The organism is Ruegeria meonggei, from assembly GCF_042768335.1.
Classification (GTDB): Bacteria; Pseudomonadota; Alphaproteobacteria; order Rhodobacterales; family Rhodobacteraceae; genus Ruegeria; species Ruegeria meonggei.
Map to the genome: position 1 here is coordinate 2730243 of NZ_JAXHBT010000001.1, position 16245 is coordinate 2746487.

General features: G+C 53.7%; 20 protein-coding genes. 9 read left to right on the plus strand and 11 right to left on the minus strand.

Going from position 1 to position 16245, the window contains the following annotated elements; translation table 11 throughout:
* Positions 1–2 precede the first annotated feature (2 nt).
* Complete coding sequence (locus tag SJY13_RS13470) at positions 3–1433, plus strand: NAD-dependent succinate-semialdehyde dehydrogenase (protein WP_377191448.1); 1431 nt, start codon at positions 3–5, stop codon at positions 1431–1433.
* Between the two features lie 239 nt (positions 1434–1672).
* On the opposite strand, the gene SJY13_RS13475 is transcribed toward SJY13_RS13470, so the two are convergent.
* The 3 genes from SJY13_RS13475 to SJY13_RS13485 are packed head-to-tail and all read right to left on the minus strand — an operon-like array spanning position 1673 to position 2759.
* Complete coding sequence (locus SJY13_RS13475; RefSeq protein ID WP_377191449.1) at positions 1673–1924, minus strand: hypothetical protein; 252 nt, start codon at positions 1922–1924, stop codon at positions 1673–1675.
* A gap of 12 nt (positions 1925–1936) precedes the next feature.
* Positions 1937–2428, minus strand: coding sequence for an SRPBCC family protein (locus SJY13_RS13480; RefSeq protein ID WP_377191450.1), 492 nt, complete (start codon positions 2426–2428; stop codon positions 1937–1939).
* Complete coding sequence (locus SJY13_RS13485; RefSeq protein WP_377191451.1) at positions 2421–2759, minus strand: ArsR/SmtB family transcription factor; 339 nt, start codon at positions 2757–2759, stop codon at positions 2421–2423. Before SJY13_RS13485 ends, SJY13_RS13480 begins: the two co-directional genes overlap by 8 nt.
* A 341-nt stretch (positions 2760–3100) precedes the next feature.
* Between SJY13_RS13485 and SJY13_RS13490 the strand changes: the two genes are divergently transcribed.
* On the plus strand, positions 3101–3874 hold the full coding sequence (locus SJY13_RS13490; protein WP_377191452.1) for a prephenate dehydrogenase/arogenate dehydrogenase family protein: 774 nt from the start codon (positions 3101–3103) through the stop codon (positions 3872–3874).
* A 3-nt stretch (positions 3875–3877) separates the two neighbouring features.
* Here the strand turns inward: SJY13_RS13490 and SJY13_RS13495 are convergent, their stop codons facing one another.
* The 3 genes from SJY13_RS13495 to SJY13_RS13505 all read right to left on the minus strand — a co-directional run bounded on the left by SJY13_RS13495 (position 3878) and on the right by SJY13_RS13505 (position 5220).
* Entirely contained in the window at positions 3878–4480 is a 603-nt protein-coding gene (locus tag SJY13_RS13495; protein WP_377191453.1) for a class I SAM-dependent methyltransferase, read from the minus strand.
* Between the two features lie 68 nt (positions 4481–4548).
* A complete protein-coding gene (locus tag SJY13_RS13500; RefSeq protein WP_299662572.1) occupies positions 4549–4710 on the minus strand; it encodes a helix-turn-helix transcriptional regulator in 162 nt (53 codons plus the stop codon).
* 60 nt (positions 4711–4770) lie between these two features.
* A complete protein-coding gene (locus tag SJY13_RS13505; protein ID WP_299947339.1) occupies positions 4771–5220 on the minus strand; it encodes a hypothetical protein in 450 nt (149 codons plus the stop codon).
* A 570-nt stretch (positions 5221–5790) separates the two neighbouring features.
* On the opposite strand from SJY13_RS13505, the gene SJY13_RS13510 reads away from it, so the two are divergent.
* The 4 genes from SJY13_RS13510 to SJY13_RS13525 all read left to right on the plus strand — a co-directional run bounded on the left by SJY13_RS13510 (position 5791) and on the right by SJY13_RS13525 (position 8412).
* Complete coding sequence (locus SJY13_RS13510) at positions 5791–5943, plus strand: hypothetical protein (RefSeq protein WP_377191454.1); 153 nt, start codon at positions 5791–5793, stop codon at positions 5941–5943.
* Positions 5936–6433 carry a hypothetical protein gene (locus SJY13_RS13515; RefSeq protein WP_377191455.1) on the plus strand — a complete coding sequence of 166 codons (498 nt, stop codon included), beginning with the start codon at positions 5936–5938 and terminating at the stop codon, positions 6431–6433. Before SJY13_RS13510 ends, SJY13_RS13515 begins: the two co-directional genes overlap by 8 nt.
* Positions 6434–6506: 73 nt before the next feature.
* Positions 6507–7721: an AAA family ATPase gene (locus SJY13_RS13520; RefSeq protein WP_377191456.1), complete on the plus strand. Its 1215-nt coding sequence runs from the start codon at positions 6507–6509 to the stop codon at positions 7719–7721.
* Positions 7722–8199: 478 nt separating this feature from the next.
* A complete protein-coding gene (locus SJY13_RS13525; RefSeq protein ID WP_377191457.1) occupies positions 8200–8412 on the plus strand; it encodes a hypothetical protein in 213 nt (70 codons plus the stop codon).
* Between the two features lie 35 nt (positions 8413–8447).
* Here the strand turns inward: SJY13_RS13525 and SJY13_RS13530 are convergent, their stop codons facing one another.
* The gene (locus SJY13_RS13530; protein WP_377193734.1) at positions 8448–8651 is read right to left on the minus strand and encodes a hypothetical protein; all 204 of its coding nucleotides are present in this window, start codon (positions 8649–8651) and stop codon (positions 8448–8450) included.
* On the opposite strand from SJY13_RS13530, the gene SJY13_RS13535 reads away from it, so the two are divergent.
* Entirely contained in the window at positions 8562–8807 is a 246-nt protein-coding gene (locus SJY13_RS13535) for an RES family NAD+ phosphorylase (protein WP_377193647.1), read from the plus strand. The genes SJY13_RS13530 and SJY13_RS13535 overlap by 90 nt on opposite strands.
* 285 nt (positions 8808–9092) lie before the next feature.
* On the opposite strand, the gene SJY13_RS13540 is transcribed toward SJY13_RS13535, so the two are convergent.
* Entirely contained in the window at positions 9093–11471 is a 2379-nt protein-coding gene (locus SJY13_RS13540) for a molybdopterin-containing oxidoreductase family protein (RefSeq protein ID WP_377191458.1), read from the minus strand.
* Between the two features lie 361 nt (positions 11472–11832).
* The gene (gene pdxR / locus SJY13_RS13545; protein WP_377193649.1) at positions 11833–13248 is read right to left on the minus strand and encodes a MocR-like pyridoxine biosynthesis transcription factor PdxR; all 1416 of its coding nucleotides are present in this window, start codon (positions 13246–13248) and stop codon (positions 11833–11835) included.
* A gap of 84 nt (positions 13249–13332) precedes the next feature.
* On the opposite strand from pdxR, the gene SJY13_RS13550 reads away from it, so the two are divergent.
* Together SJY13_RS13550 and SJY13_RS13555 are read left to right on the plus strand one after the other, a co-directional pair.
* Complete coding sequence (locus SJY13_RS13550; RefSeq protein ID WP_377191459.1) at positions 13333–14505, plus strand: MFS transporter; 1173 nt, start codon at positions 13333–13335, stop codon at positions 14503–14505.
* 29 nt (positions 14506–14534) lie between these two features.
* Positions 14535–14705, plus strand: a complete 171-nt coding sequence (locus SJY13_RS13555) for a pyridoxine 5'-phosphate synthase (protein WP_377191460.1) — start codon at positions 14535–14537, stop codon at positions 14703–14705.
* Between the two features lie 713 nt (positions 14706–15418).
* Here the strand turns inward: SJY13_RS13555 and SJY13_RS13560 are convergent.
* Both SJY13_RS13560 and SJY13_RS13565 read right to left on the minus strand, forming a co-directional pair.
* The gene (locus SJY13_RS13560; protein ID WP_377191461.1) at positions 15419–15655 is read right to left on the minus strand and encodes a hypothetical protein; all 237 of its coding nucleotides are present in this window, start codon (positions 15653–15655) and stop codon (positions 15419–15421) included.
* Between the two features lie 115 nt (positions 15656–15770).
* Entirely contained in the window at positions 15771–16244 is a 474-nt protein-coding gene (locus SJY13_RS13565; protein WP_377191462.1) for a hypothetical protein, read from the minus strand.
* Between the last annotated feature and the right edge of the window lies 1 nt (position 16245).

Genomic DNA, 16245 nt, shown 5'->3' on the forward strand with positions numbered 1-16245 from the left:
TCATGAAAAACACCGATCTCTATATCAACGGCCAATGGCAACCAGGATCCGAAGGTCAGCGATTTGATGTGATCAACCCGGCCACAGAAGAAGTCTTGGCCTCGGTCGCCTCCGCCGAAATCGCGGATGCGGACAGCGCGCTGGATGCTGCCGAGACTGCCATGGCCGATTGGTCTGCCCGCACACCCCGGGCGCGGTCCGAGGTCTTGCGCAAAGCTTGGGAGCTCATGTCAGACCGGTTGGAAGAGTTTGCGCATCTGATCACGCTGGAGAATGGCAAAGCCAGGGCAGATGCGATTGGCGAGGCCATCTACGCCGCAGAATTCTTCCGTTGGTTCGCTGAAGAAGCCGTGCGGGCGGATGGAATGATAACTCATGCCCCCAGTTCCGGTACCCGGATCATTGTGCAACATAAGCCCGCGGGCCTAGCGGTGCTGGTGACCCCTTGGAATTATCCGGCTGCCATGGGCACCCGCAAGATCGCGCCGGCCCTGGCCGCAGGTTGCGCGGTAATCATCAAGCCCGCGTCAGAGACCCCTCTGACCATGCTGGCGCTGATGCCCCTTCTGGAAGAGGCTGGCGCGCCACCGGGATTGGTTAATGTTCTACCATCGCGGCGCACGGGTGCCTTGGTTGATCACATGATGCACGACCCGCGCGTGCGTGTGGTCAGCTTTACCGGATCAACGGTTGTTGGACGGAAACTTCTGAAGGGTGCCGCTGATCAGGTGTTGAAACCAGCGATGGAGCTTGGGGGAAATGCACCCGTTATTGTTCTGGAAGATGCCAACATGGAAACGGCAATCGAGGGCACCATGCTAGCCAAGATGCGCAATCTGGGCGAAGCTTGTACGGCGGCCAACCGGATATACGTGCATGCAAACCTCGCCGAGGAGTTTACGAGGCGCCTATCGGAAGAAATGTCCGCGTTGAAGGTCGGGGACGGCACCGATCCCTCCGTCGACGTTGGTCCACTGGTCAATGCCGATACCCGCAACAAAGTGGCCGGGTTTGTTGCTGACGCAGTTGCGAAAGGGGCCCGTATCGAGTGTGGGGGTACCACGCCTGATGGGCCTGGATTCTTTTATCCTCCAACCGTTCTTTCTAATGTTCCGGAAAGTGCCGAGTGTGTGAATGATGAGATTTTCGGACCCGTCGCTGCCATTCAGACCTTCACCAACCAAGAAGATGTCCTCCGCCGCGCCAACGCCACCGAATACGGTCTTGTGGCTTACGTCTTCTCAGATGATTTCAAGCGCGCGCTACAGGTTTGCGAGCGATTGGAATACGGCATGGTCGGCCTCAATCGCGGGTTAGTAAGCGACCCGGCGGCGCCATTTGGTGGTGTTAAACAATCCGGCCTAGGGCGAGAGGGCGGACATGAAGGTATGCTCGAGTTTATGGAAACTCAGTATATCTCGGCCAGCTGGTGATTTCGGTATTTCAAACTGAGTAAAGACCGGAAACTAAAACCACTCATCGGGACTCATCCTTGGAATAAATGACTATGGGGAGATGCAGAGGTCAGACGACTACGGCTATAGAAACATCACATTCGCCTTCGATAAATCAATGTCCGCTCTCACGTGTGCGAAGTTGGTTTGTCGCACCTGCAGCGAATGTCCGCTTGGTGGCCACTCCACCAACTCTGATCCTTGGAGGAACGTCTGTTTTATCCGAGGTAGGATGACGGTGGAATGTTCGCATCGGGATGGCCCGCGAAGATGTCGTAGGTCTTCCGACCAAATACCATGTCATATGGCTCGGAAATGGCGTGACGCTCGACTTGCTCCATCACGCCCTCCCAATATGGCGCTGCCCAGCCACCGTGTTCAAGCCCTTCCGACGGATCTTCTTCTGGCATACTCGGGGATTGCATCACGCCATCGAGCGTCACGAATGTCAGAATGGCAAGCTGTCGCATGTGTCCGAGCTGTCAGCCAAATTTTTTTGCGGAAAGATACTCGACGAGCTTGTCAAAGGCCTGGTTCCACCCACCGGCACCTGCTGTGCCCGCCTCAACACCAATGTGGACCATGGTCAAAAAGGTTTTCCCGTTCGCTTCAGAGAGTTCAACAATGATCTCGGTGATGTCAGGAAAGTCACCAGGCATGCCCATGGACTGAGGTGTGATAAGGGTGCCATCCTCATCACACATACTCTCCGTATAGACGAGGCGATGCGGTCGGGTGACTTCTTTGTACACGCCTGTGAACCACATTTTCATGGGTCGCTCAGCCGAATTCATTTCCATGCAAACCTTACGCGTGCCGCCAACAACCACGTCCATTTCGGCTACTGGAACCGACATGCCGCGGGGTCCATACCATGCACTAAACAGGGCCGGGTCAGTCCACATGTCCCAGATGGTGCCAATCGGGGCGTCAAATTCTCGCTCGATCTTTACCCATTTCTTCTCGTCATTCATCTGGTGTTTCCTTCATTCCATTCAGAATTCTGTCCATTGCGTCGAACCGAGCTTCCCAGATGAAACGGTATTGGTCGGTCCAGCTTGCAACGGCCTCCAGCGGTTTTGTGTCCAAAGCACAAGGGCGGAACTGAGCACTCTTGCCACGTAAGACCAAGCCAGCAGCCTCCAGTACCCGGATATGTTTGGAAATCGCGGGTAAGGTCGCATCGAAGGGTTCTGCAAGCTCGTTCACAGTCGCTGTGCCTTTGGCCAATCGTGCCAGAATTGCGCGCCTCGTAGGGTGGGCCAGTGCTGAAAAAGCTGCATCAAGTTGTTCATCACCTGTCATGGCGACATATTATACCAGTTAGTTAATTAAACAACTGGTTAATTTAACTCGTCGAATACGTAACCGCAGTCAACACCGCTTTTGCGCGGCTTGCGCGAGTTGAAGTTCGATACACCGTCGGCAGACACCATCAGTTTTGGAGCGTTCCCAGGCAAATGGTTGACTTCAACCTGTATGGTGAACTAGTTCGATACACATGATGAAAGCGTTTGACATTTCCAAAGGGTATTATCCTCAGCTTGCATAGCTGCGGACGCTTCACTGTGAATTTTCCGCTGCCCTGACAGCGGTCTAAACACGAAATGATCTCCTGCCGGGCGGCAGTTTTTTGAGGTCATGAGATGAAAAACTCTAGAGTTGAAAAAGCCGCTACATCTGTCGGGATCATCGGTTTCGGCGCATTCGGGCAGCTGATTGCAAGGCACCTGAACGAGCAATTCAAGCTGATTGCTTATGATCCATCACCAAACCTAAAAGAAGACGCATCGAAACTCGGCGTGTCACTTACTTCTCTTGATCAAGTTGCAAAGTGCGACGTGATTGTAGTCGCTTCACCTGTTTCAAGCTTTGAGAGTGTCGTGAGGTCCATTGCCCCAATCTGTCGCCCTGGTGCGATCATAGTTGATGTTGGTTCGGTAAAAGTTGAGCCCTCTGAGATTATGGATAGGTTTCTTCCAGATTACGTCAGTATTGTCGCAACTCATCCACTATTTGGCCCGCAAAGCGCCCGCAATGGTGTCAGAGGTCGAAAGATCGCTATTTGTCCAATACGCGGACATCACCATATCCACGTTGCGGCTTTTCTACGAAAACACCTGGGCCTTCACGTCATAATGACGACACCAGACCAGCACGACAGGGATGCGGCAACTGTTCAAGGCATTACCCATTTGATTGCTAAAGTGTTGCTGAATATGGGGCCTTTACCGTCTCGTATGACGACCAAGAGTTTTGATCTTATCTCAGAAGCTATCTCGATGGTACAACATGACGCGCCGGAGGTTTTTGAGGCTATTGAGAACGCGAACCCCTACGCAAAAGAGGTCAGGCAAAGGTTTTTTGGTTTGGCGTTCGAACTGAGTTCTATTTTGGAAGACAGCGAAGGGCACGATTGAGTGCTACCTGCGCCTAACCCCGTTCCTCGCGACGATGAATGCGGCCGAACCGTTCTCTGGACGCCATTTGTGTTCGATGCTGAACCCGTGAGCCTGCATTCGCTCAACAAGGATTTCTTGGCTAAGCACACGGATTTTGGGCAACAAACCAATGGCCCCGAGGGTCGGTATGGCGTATTTTTCCATGCCTTCCAGGCAAACTGTCGAGCTGAAGAGCAGGCCACCTTCTTTCAATGAGCCTCGAACCCGCTCCAAGGCTTCGTCAAGATCCAGCACCAGGTGCAGTACCGACATAGCCAATACCGCATCATACTGCTGATCCTTTGCAGGGATGGGCCAGTTGTCGAACGCGCTTACTTCGAAGTTCACGTTCTCAACACCCTGTTCTTCGGCTTTTTCCCGAGCAATTGAGATCATTTCTGAAGAGTAATCGATGGCGTCGATATGAGCGACGTTTGGAGCGTGAATAAGTGCCGTCGTTCCCGTGCCGCAACCGATTTCCAGGAGGTGATCCTGAGGAGAAAGATGTCTCGCGGTAAAGTCGAGCTTGTATTCGTAGGCAGCTTGGTTTCCAACGGGGCGGCGCGCATATGAACGTGCCATCATGTTCCAAAATCGTGGTGGATGGATGAGCATATCTGTTCCTTGGAATAATGTGTTGCAGTCGCGAAGACTTAACTGGCGTCTTGGATGTCGAAGACTTTTTCGAGGGGCTTGTCGAAGACGCGGGAAATCAGGATCGCCAATTCAAGCGTTGGTGAATATTTTGCATTTTCGATGGCAACGATTGTTTGCCGGGTGACACCAACTCTTTCGGCGAGTTCTTTCTGGGTCATTTCGTCTGCGTCAAACCTTAGCCGTCTGATGTTGTTGGTGATCTTGAGCTTTCCCATCGTTCAATACCCGCGCCGATAGCTAACAAACTTGACGATATCTGCCGCAAAAGACCCGAATGCCATGCCGAAATAGATAATGTTAAACCCAATCAAAGCTGATGCGTTGAAGGCCAGGGCCAGGACGGCAGAGACAAAGCCTGCACCTGCGAAGACAATGATCGCAAGGCTACCGCGGCGTTCGAACAGCTTGTCACGTTCATCGACGACGAAACTGGGTTTGGGTTCGCGTGTGACAATTGCAAAACCGATATTGAACAGAATCGTGCCAATTATGGTGGCGACAATGCCCAGGGGGATTAACCAGATCACCATGCGGGCCCAGTTATTCACAGCATCAGGACCATCGAACATCCCAGAGGCATTCATGTCCAGAAGCCGAAAAACGACAAAGGCACTGACAGCAAGATTCACGAAGATTGAGACGACAGTGTTGCGATCTTGGTAGGTCATATCCGAGGTCTCCAGAGTGCAGCATTCAATCTGCGAGTGTCCAGTATCTATTACACGATGCATGCTTTACCATACTCTGAGTCAAATATTATTTACATACCATGTCTTCAAATTTCTGGCGTTGGCTTTGAGACTGGGCATCTATTGACGCTACCAATTCAGACGTTCGTACGCTCATAGCTCGCGCGATTTGGACTGCAACCAGGCCGCAAAGGATCGCGAATCAATGTGCTCGAAACAGGCCGAATTGGCTCATGACGGCTTTATCGAAAGGTTGAGTGACGCCAATTCACACACGTTTTGGCAGAAGGGTCTCGGAACTACGCGGTGGAAATCCAAAAACTTCATTCATGGTCTTGACGCCGAGCATCAGTTTCCCGCAGCCTTAGCTCATGACTTAAGCACGCAACATCTGCCAACGAATATCGGCCTGAGGTCGATACCCCACACGAAACCTGTGGGAGGCGGCATTGGTATGCGGGCGAGGTTTATATCCTTGTAATTGCTCCAGATTAGAGTGCACGAGTCGGTTCGATCCCGACGCCTCCTACCATCCCTTGGAGGCAAAGCATGTCATTGAAACTCAATAACTCTGAAGACCTTAGGGCTGCCGTGGCAGCGGAAACGAAAGAAGGCTTGCGCCGGTTCGTCGCCTCGCTGCGCGACAGTGATTCAGACGTAAAACCCGAGGTCAGTGCGGAAGTGGAGCACACCGATGACTGACAGGTTCGACTATGGCGACATCCGCGGCTCCGTGGAGAAACATCTCGCAAAAGACAAACTGGGCTGGATTCAGATTGTCACGGAATGCTTTGAAGACATCAAAGCTCGTTGTGACAGCGAGGAAAAAACATACCCCTCGGTCAGCCAGATCAAACAGAAATATGGCGCGCTTCGAATTTACCTGGGTTGCGCAATTGAAGACCCGTTCATCCAGTCCAGCTTGGAGGAGGCCGTTCAGAAAGCTGACAGGAGCTGCGAGCGCTGCGGCAACGTCTCTAGGCCTCAGTGCATCGGCGCCTGGTATGCCAACCTGTGCTGTTGGCACGCCCATGAAGTCGCAGTCGAGCGCTCGGAGAAGTTCCCCAAAGTCGGGCTGAACCTGCGGTCGAAAAGTGCCGCCCTTCAGTGCCGCAGCTGCGGTTATCACGGACAAATTGCCTGGGATGTGTCCGGCCACAGATGCCCTGCCTGTGTGTCAAAGGGCTGGTGAGATGGGAAGTGATACAACATGGGCAGACAGTGAGGTCTTAGCTCTGGCGGGTTTTAACCACGACAAGGCGGACGTGTTGCGCCGTATTCTAAACTTTGTGGAGTCCGGCGACGAATGGCTGTGCGTCAAGCAGATGGTTCTACAGAATGCCAGTGCCGACGATCTTGGGGACGTGCTGCGCAAACGATTCAAGGAAGCTGCGGCCTACTGCGACGAGTCCGAAGACTGGCGACAGCGTGAGATTGCGCGGTTGGGGGAAATTGAACCAACCCTGGCACTCTTTGCCGCTGACGCGGTAAACCAGATGCTGAGCCGGGATATCTGGCTGGATGTCATGCACGTTATCGCTGAAGCCCATGCAAAGGCAAGCTCATCCGAAACCAAGGCTAGCAAGAACATAAAGCCCGCTCGTTATCTCATCGACAAAACCGACTTCAACTACTTGCCGCCCAACCTCCGGAAGGAGATGCCAAAACACATCCAAAAGCTCACAGAATGGAGCGACCAGTTTGCTCGCCTAAGGGCGCTGGTGGATCTCGACGAGCTTCGTTCGCTCTCCGACCGGTTCCCGCATTGCGATCACGTCATCGAAGGGATTGCCGAGGGGATCGAGCGAACCTGGGACATGGGTTCGAACATCATTCACATTCAACCAACATTGCTCGTCGTCGAGGCGGGCCTTCGCAAAACGGCTCTGGCCCGGGAGGTCTGCAAGACACTTGGGCTACATGCGCAGATCGCCAATGTGGGGGGTAAGTCAGAGAACCATCTGTTTGGCCTCAGCGCTGGCTGGAGCAGCGCACATGCGGGCATCGTCACGGAGGCCGTCGCCACGGCACGTGTATTGAACCCTGTCATCATTCTGGATGAGATCGACAAAACGCATGCCGGCCGCAACGGGGACATCACTGGTGAACTCCTTGGCAGGTTGGAACCGATGGAGGCTCGGAGATATCGGGAAAAATATCTCGCTGCTGATGTGAATGCCGCGCTTGTGAGTTGGATCCTGACGGCAAACGATCTGTGGTGCATTCCTGCTCCATTGCGCAGCCGCTGCATCATCTATGAGGTCCCGGAACCAACACCGAAGCAACTGCCGGCGATCATCAAAAGCATGGTGAATGAATACGCTGCTGAGTTCGGACTGCGCAATGAGTTCTTTGCGCTTGATTTGGGAGATGTGGAAGCTCTGGTCGAGACTTTCAAACAGCACAAATCGGTACGGGTTCTGCACCGGTTTGTACGTGGGCTCCTTCATCAGAAATCAAAGCGTCGGAAATGGAATTGAACCGCGCAATGCGCCTCCAAGAGGGAACCTGAGCGATTGGGTTAAGGGCCCTACACCTATGAACACAGATAACTGAGAGAGAGCTAAGATGCTTAGAATTGTGGTTTATGCAAATCAGACTCCAATCGCAGAGGCTTGGGCGGGCAACATGTCTATGTTGGCCGACGTTAGCAATTACGAGGTGAGAGCCGTCGAGCACGCCGCGCCCAAACTCGACATCCCAGCCAACGATGTAACGGGTTGGGTAAAAGATCATCCACGGCGGACGAGTGTCTGGCACCTTGTTCGAAAAAATCGCGGAGATGGCTGTCGGTGAGCATACTAAAGCCACCGCAGCGCAAGGAGATACACCGTCGATTGCGGCCAACAGTTCTGATTGAGGCCGGTCGGTGACCCCTTCATTCCTCATCAGATCACGAGAGATCGTGTTATCGATCATCTGATCAGACGACAAAGACACTATGTGGTAAAGTTGACTATGAGCACTGAAACCCTGATCAGCCTTACAATATCCCTTGTGCTTAGCGGCCTATGCTGTTGGCTGGTCCGCCATGTTGTGAAACATGCCGGTCAAGACAGGATAGTAGACCCAGAGGCCGTTGAAGAGCTGATGCGAACCACCGACTGGTCTCAGCTCGATAGGGTCATGGATCGGCCCAGTGACAAGCACCCCGGCGCCGACAAGTCGTAACGTTGGCTCACGGAGATCGACTACGAGGCTGACGATCAGAAATTCGCGCCAAGGCGGATGGATTTGTTGAACTCAATTAAATGGCTTTCGCATCGACCCAAAATGAGTTTCCTGCCGCTTCCGTTGGAGGCGGCTGTGAGTTCAGCCTTATCCATCCGGAATTTCACGATCCAGACGACAGCACATATCCAGAACCGCAGAAGTTCAGTTCTCATGTTCGAACAAATGGTGACGATCATGGCGTGATTGGCATTCGCTACCAAAGCGTCAGGCGCCCCGGTCACGACAATTGGGTGTGTTTTGTGCCGCCAGCGATCTTAGATGTAACTCAGGCGCGTCACTTTGACATTGACGTGAGACCCACCGGGAAGGTGATTGTTCACAGTCTGACATAGGGCAGCCCCATGATAGGGGTCCATTGCAGCACAGAGCGAAATGTCACTCTCAGAGTTTTCGACAAAGCGGCCGTTTGCGCGTGGCGCAGTGGATTCAATGAATGAGCCCAAACCCACTGATGCCGCAGCAGGGACGAATAACCGCGGATCAAAACAGGCAGCCATTGACATCATTAACAGCGAACCTGTCCAAGCTAATCACCATGTTGCTACTTTGAAGAAGTGCGATCCGCAAAACTGTCTCCGGCATCGAGCGGCACCCCTTGTCGATAAGTGTCATTTTTACTAAAGCGCTTCAATCTCACAGACATATGCGCGCAAAGGAACTGAACCACTTACAGGGTCCACCACATCCTGACTGATCATCTGATTGAAGTTCGCTGTGTTTTCGCCAAGTACGTCATAGCCCGGCGCGTCAAGTTCAGGGCAAGCTTGCCACCATCCGTGCTGGCCACAGATCACCTTCGGATCAAGGTTTTCGTCCAGCCGCGCCCGAGCTCGGGCGTGTCCATGTGGTGTCTGTATACGCACCCAATCTCCGGCGCTGATGTTTCGCGCTTCAGCAGCTTCTGGATGCATGTCAACTTGTGGCTCCGGTGCGCGACGACGCAGGCTTGGCAATCCACGATGCTGGCTTTCGCAGTAGAGTGAATCTTTGGTGCAGGTCAGGATCAATGGATAGCGCGCTGCAAGTTTAGGCTGCGCCTTATGCCCAATAAGTGGCTCCTCATAATCAGGCAGTGGCGGATAGCCATGATCCATCAAGGTTTCAGAATAGAATTCTACTTTCTTCGAAGGTGTATCGAATCCGCGCGGCACGCCGTCTTTGACGCCCTGATACTTCTGATAGGACGTCCGCAACGGCACACGAATGCCTTCAGGAGTTGCGCGTAAGTCCTCGGGTGTCAATCCGCTGGGCGACAGCTGGTGGCGGTAGGCCGCGTTAATATCACCGTCCCAGAACAGATCTCCCAACCCAAGCTCGCAGGCCAGGTCAAAAACAATCTGGATGTCCGACCGTGCCTCGCCTCGTGCTTCGACCAGCTGCTGGCGTAACTGAACAAGGGAACATGCGTCTTGGCTAACCTCAAATCCAATCTTCAACCCTTCAGACTCGAACGGGCTGGTCGTAGGCAAAACGATATCAGCGAGCTCGGCACTGGGGTTCATGAACAGATCGATATGGACATTGAACTCAAGCGCCTTCAGCGCCTCGTAACCACGCGCGCCATCTGCATGGGCCAGTAGCAGGTTCGAGCCAAAGTTAATCATCGCTCGTACTTTGTAGGGTTTCTCGTCCAGAATGGCGTCGTAAACATCGGCCGAGGCGACAAAATCATACTTTGCCGGACCAAGCGGCCTTTTAACCCGTCCCAAAGTCTTTTCACGTTGCGTCGCAGACAGAAACTCGTCCCCTTGGATATTGTTTGTCGGAACGGCGGGAAATTCTACATTGCCCCCTTTGGTGTCGTAGTTGCCGGTCAACGCGTACAACAGCCCAATGGACCGCGCGCTCTGGGTCGCATTGGATTGCTGCTCAAGTCCTGACCAGGCCATGTAGGCAACAGGTCGCGATTGCCACATCATCTTGGCCGTGCGCGTGATATCCGATGCGGCGACGCCCGTGATTTCCTCTACGGTATCGGGGGTATAGCGGGCACAGATTTGCGACCAAATCTCAAAGACCGGGCGGCAGGTCATAGGCCCATCCAAAGTTGTGACTTCGAAAGAACCAGATAGGGCATAGCTGCCGGTATCGGCACCGTGTTCGCAGGGCACTGGTTCCTTGGTTGCTTCAGACCAGACCATGTAGCTGTCAGACGACTTGCCAACCGACAAATCAGAAGCGCGTAACAACCTTTTGGTATCATCCCGAACCAACATCGGCGCATTGGACCAACTGCGCAAAAACGCATGATCGAACCAACCCTCTCGGATCATGACATTCGACAATCCCAACGCCAATGCTCCGTCTGTACCGGGTCGCACCTGCAACCAAGCGTCAGCCTGCCGCGCCAACCCCGCGTTTCGCGGATCTACAACGATCAATTGCGCGCCACGCTTTTTGGCCGCACTGGTTGCAGTCGCATGTGCAATCCGCGAAACCGTCGGATTGTAACCCCAGAACAAAATACAACCGGCGTTTTCCAGGTCCGGCATTACTCCCGCAGGTAACGCGGACCCAAAGGAGTAAAGGTTGGCTAAATACCGACCCCAACCGCAGAGTTCCATTGATATTGATTGGTTCGGGCTGCCGAAAGCTCGCCGTATCCGTCGGACCCATTCGACGGAATCAGACATGGCAGACGTCGACGGGGACGCAGTATTGAAGGCTACAGTCTCGGGGCCATGTTGATCGGACAGGCGCTTTAGGTTGTCAGAGATTGTGCGCAATGCTTCGTCCCAACTGATCCGTTGCCACCCAGGATCGGCCGCGCCTTTAGGCTGTGTGCGCTGTATCGGGTATTCAAGCCTGTTCGGATGGTAAACCAATTCAGGGGCAACCTTGCCCTTGATACAGAGCGCCCGCCCTGTCGGATGTGAAGGATCCGCCGACAACGATGTCAGCCGCGCATCTTCAACGGTAGCTATCGCACCGCACCGAGACACACAAAGCGCGCAATAACTGGATATCTCTTCTCGGACCTGCGTAGGCTCAGACATGAAAATTCGCTTTCGGCTGTTCGGTTCAGTCAAACTAATGAGTGTTGGCTGACGCTATCACAAATTGACGCAATGTCTCTTTTTCCATCCAAAACCATTGCACCGCATTCGATGGCGACGTGTTAACTTCGAGGTGAAAAAATACTAAGCAGCCGTTAGCGTGAGCGCAGTGAATTGGCGCTTCGTCCCGCAACGATTGATTTCAAAGCTCGTTTCGTAATGTCCGGCTCGGGCCGAGGGTGTGACTCGTCGCTGACGCGAGTTGCAGAGAATGTCGGAAGCGAGCCTATTTTGACCGGTGCTGCAAAACGTATGAATGCCCGCAATTGACGTTGCCCTGATTTCGAGCAGTCTCAAGAAATCATACCGGGCTTGTTTTCATTAAGTTGGCCAGGAGTGTACTAAAGCCTCGCGCACGTTCGCTTGTCACGCCTGCAAATCCCACAACGAGGCCAGCCATCTTGGTATCCAGAGACAGCGATGACAGCGGCAGTGGATGATAACCTTCTGGGCGCATGGCGTTAACGATCCGACTGTCGTCAATAGCTTCGTGAAACGTCACCATAAGTTGCAGCCCACCTTCCGGTTCCGATACGTTGATCCGGTCTCCGAGAGTTGCTTTTAAACTTGCAGCCAATACGTCTTTGCGCTCGCGGTAAACCTCCGCCGTGCGTCGGACATGCCGCGCGTACAAGCCCTCATACATGAACTGAGCGAGCGCCGCTTGAACGTGCAAGTTCGCCGCAAGCCCGAGCGTGCGATGCGCCCGTATTGCAATGTCGCGCATGCTGTCTGGCAAAACCAGCCAGCCTATTCGCAGGCTGGGCAGAAGCGACTTTGAGGCTGTTCCCAGCATGAAAACGCATTGGTTCTGATCCAGCGCAAAAAGTGGTGGGATATCGCGATGCTGCCAGACAAAATCGCTGTCGTAGTCGTCCTCTAAGATTACTGCATTCTCCCGCAGGGCCCACGCCAAAAGGGATTGCCGGTGCTGCATCGGCATCCGCGTTCCTGTCGGGTATTGCGTCGACGGCGTGACGTAAGCCAACCGTGCGCTCGGCAAGTCTGCATCATTCAACGGGCGTAATTGTACCCCCATTGACCGCAACACAGCCCGTGCGCCGCCATATCCCGGATCTTCGACAAGTGCGGTATCGCCGACATCTGTGATCAATGAGGTAACAAGTCTCGCAGCAGTCTGCGTGCCGGTGGTAATCAGAATGTTGTCTGGCGAAACGCGCACACCGCGCGTTTGCAACAGATGCTTCGCCAATGCATTTCGCAACGACGCGTGGCCGTGATACTCCGCGTAGTTCTCGGCTTCGTCGTAGCGGGTTCGTGCGGCACGGCGTAGTATGCGTGCCCATTGATCGTGTGGAAAAAGGTTTGGATCAGGCAACCCCGGCGATAAGGCGTTAACAGACTTAGTCCCGTGGCCAACCAAGTTGTCAGCTAATTCTTCGCCGCGTGCCGAAACACGAATACACGATGTGGGCTGAGCAATTTGGGGCACTTGCGGTACACTCAAAACGATTGGCGGTCGACCTCGAGCGGTTTTGATCACGCCCTCAGCCACAAGCGCCTCATAGGTGTCTTGAACACTGTTGCGCGACATTCCCAGACCTGCTGCTGCCGAACGAGTTGAGGGGAGCACTTCACCTGCTGTCAACTTGCCAGTTGCCACAGCGCTACGGATCGCTGCACGCAGACGTTTCGCCCGCCCATCGTTCGGCGCGGCGTCTTCATTCAGTAGTTTGGACAATTCTAGTGGCCCCATGCTTTCTAATACAACTGTCCCTTTGTGCAGTCCACTTTTGAGTTTAGAAAGTGCGAGACCATTACAGAGCCGAAAGCGCAAACGATGACATATACCACGTTCACCCGTGTCTTCATGACGGCCTGTGGGTTGCAATCTATCACCTATGGCCTGACGTTTTTGTTGCCGGAACTGTTTGCACAGATCGGCGGAACCACGGCGGACGTTGGCTCTGTTCTTGGTGTGACCGCGCTCACTACGTTGGCCGTTGTGTTGTTATTGGGTGAAGCCACTAAGCGAATAGGCATCATGCCCCCATTGGCGGCGTCAGGCCTTATTTGCGCACTAAGCTTGATCCTCTTTGCACGGGCCGCATCGATTGACGCAATGGTTTATTTTGCGGGAGGGATGCTTGGTCTTGGATGGGGGTTGTTCTACGTGTTGGGGCCGATTGCGCTGGCACAAGTGTTGAAGCCGGATCAACGCGTCACGCAATTTACATGGTTGTCCACCTTTGTGATGGCGGGCATCGGAGTGGGGCCGATCATCGGGTATTTGGTCGGGGCGGAGCTAGGGTTTTCTGTAGTCGCCGTCGCTTGCCTGGCTTGTGCTGCCGCCTTTGCAACGCTCACACACCATCACACTAATTTGCGCGTGACACAGGCGGATGTGGAAAACGACCTATCGTTTCGCAGCGCCACACAGGTTATGACCTCATGCGCGTGGCGGCCCATTGTGATGGTGGGCCTTGGCGCCTCCGTATTTGCCGCGGTCTCAAATTTCCAAACGGTTTATGCGGATGCTAACGGGCTAAGCTACGCTGCGTTTTTTCTAGCTTATACCGTCACGGTCATCATTGGTCGCCTCGTCATGGCGCGATTTATCGGCACTCATGCGCCTTACGGTGTGATCGCTTTTTTGATGGTGGTTATGACCGCAGCGGTTCTGGTACTTTTGATCCAATCCTCCAACATGATCGTCTATGTGGCTGCTTCGATCTTGTTCGGAATCGGCTACGGTGTTGCATACCCGATTGTAAAAGCCATGGCCGCCAATGATGCGTGCCCAGAACTGACCGCGGCGACCCTCCAGATGTTCGGACTGTCCTATTTCGTGGGCGTTTTCGGGTTCCCTTTTGTCGCGGGCGTGGTGATCACGACCGCAGGTATCCCAACACTTCTGATAATCGCAGCACTGTTGAGCTGCGCTGAAGGCAGTCTAGCCTATGTCCGATGGCGGCAGGATAGAATAGTTGTCGCCATGATGAGTAGCGACTGAGAAATGCCAAAAGACAACAGGAGGTCATCATGACAATGCTATCGGTGAACATGAACGTAGCTGCTCTGTTGCGAAACAGGCGCGATCATGCGTGGCCCGACGTGGTGAAATTGGGCCGCATCGCACTTGAGGCTGGAGCGGGTGGTTTGACGGTTTACGTAGAGTTGATGTGTAGCCATCGACCTCAAGCGGATATTTAGATGGGCAACTCGAACGGCGGTTTTGTCCCGCATGGCGAGCCTTTGACTGACCCATGATATCTGGCCGCTATGGTTCCACCGAGCCGCTAACTGTAGTTTCACTAATGCGTTTGTTGCGAACAGAGGCAGCAAGCTGCCCCTGTTCGATGGGCTGTTCAGAAAGGGAACCTATGGCGAAGTGGTGGCGGGCGTTCAACCTCTGGCGGGAGGCCAACGTCCTTCCTCAGATAGTCCGGCAACTCCGCACGCCTGAACTGGACGGGACGCTCCCCGCCGAGCCGCCGCACTAGACTTTCTACCAATCGCAGCAAGAGACCGTGCGACCGACTGAGGGGGATGTAAAGGGATAAGCTTGGCATTGTTCTCTCCATGAATTGATGGAAAGCCGCCACATGAGGAAAACACAAAAAAGGCCGCTCATGAGGCGGCCTTCAGATTAGAAACCTGTCAGACCGCGTTAACGGATTACTGCGCCTACCGCGCGAAGCATTGAAGTCTGACAATTCAGCATTTCTGATCTCTCCTGAATCAGGGTTTCCGGAACGCATGTGTACCAAACGGATGGCGCCGGTTCAACAAACTATGAAGTCATAGGTCGAATTTCGCCGGATCGCGAACTCGCGTTCATTCGCATGAGCCGAGTATTGAACCCCATAATTGCGAATTATATTAAATTTCTTCTCAATACCTGATGTTGTCGGCAACCGACTGTTTTAGTGCCAGTTTAATCTCGCTCTGCAATGGTCGACGGGCATTTTATGAAAGGAATTTACATGCAAAAACTTGCTGCCATTGAGCTGCCTGCTGACAAGGCCAACGCGTTCGAGATTCTGGCGCTTTGCCAGACGGCTGCCGAACAGGCCAACGCCGAGCAAACCAGAATACAAGACTTCCTCGAAGACGCGGTCGCAGGAGATTTCGAGCATTTGTTCCGTACCGTAAAGGCTCACTTTGAGGTTTCGAACACAGCTCGCGAAGACGCGTTGTCCTGCCTGTCCGGCGAGGCAGGCAGGACCGCCAGCGCTCGACCCCATAGACCCTTGTTCCCACGACGACTGGTAACAGCTAGGCAGCAATGCTGGACGATCGTTCGACAGAAAGGAGATCCGTCAGCTTTATTAGGTGGCCCCGGCTCGTTTCACCTTCCCGCTCTGCACCGTATGTCGGGATGTTTCGATTGGCGAAGTCTCCAAGCAGCTTACGGGAGGCCGTGCCCTGAGCCTTAGCTAATGTCACAACCGGCACATACAAGCTCTGAAACGTCGCCAGATTTGTTGGACTGATCAGGTAACTAATGCCGTTTCCGTGCGGAACGGTTCGAGCTTCCAGCAAGCCCTCCTTACACCAGTGAGCAACTGACTGCGCCTTCCAACCAGTGAGATTGGCAACATCGTTTGCAGTCCAATCCAATGAGTGCCGTTCAGAACGCAGGACCTCTTCGACGTCTGATCGTGAGAATTGAAACTCCGCGAGCGGCGCTTCCATATCCGTTCTGGTTGCTTTGATTTCGCCATCGAAGATTTTTTGAAACAGCTTCAAA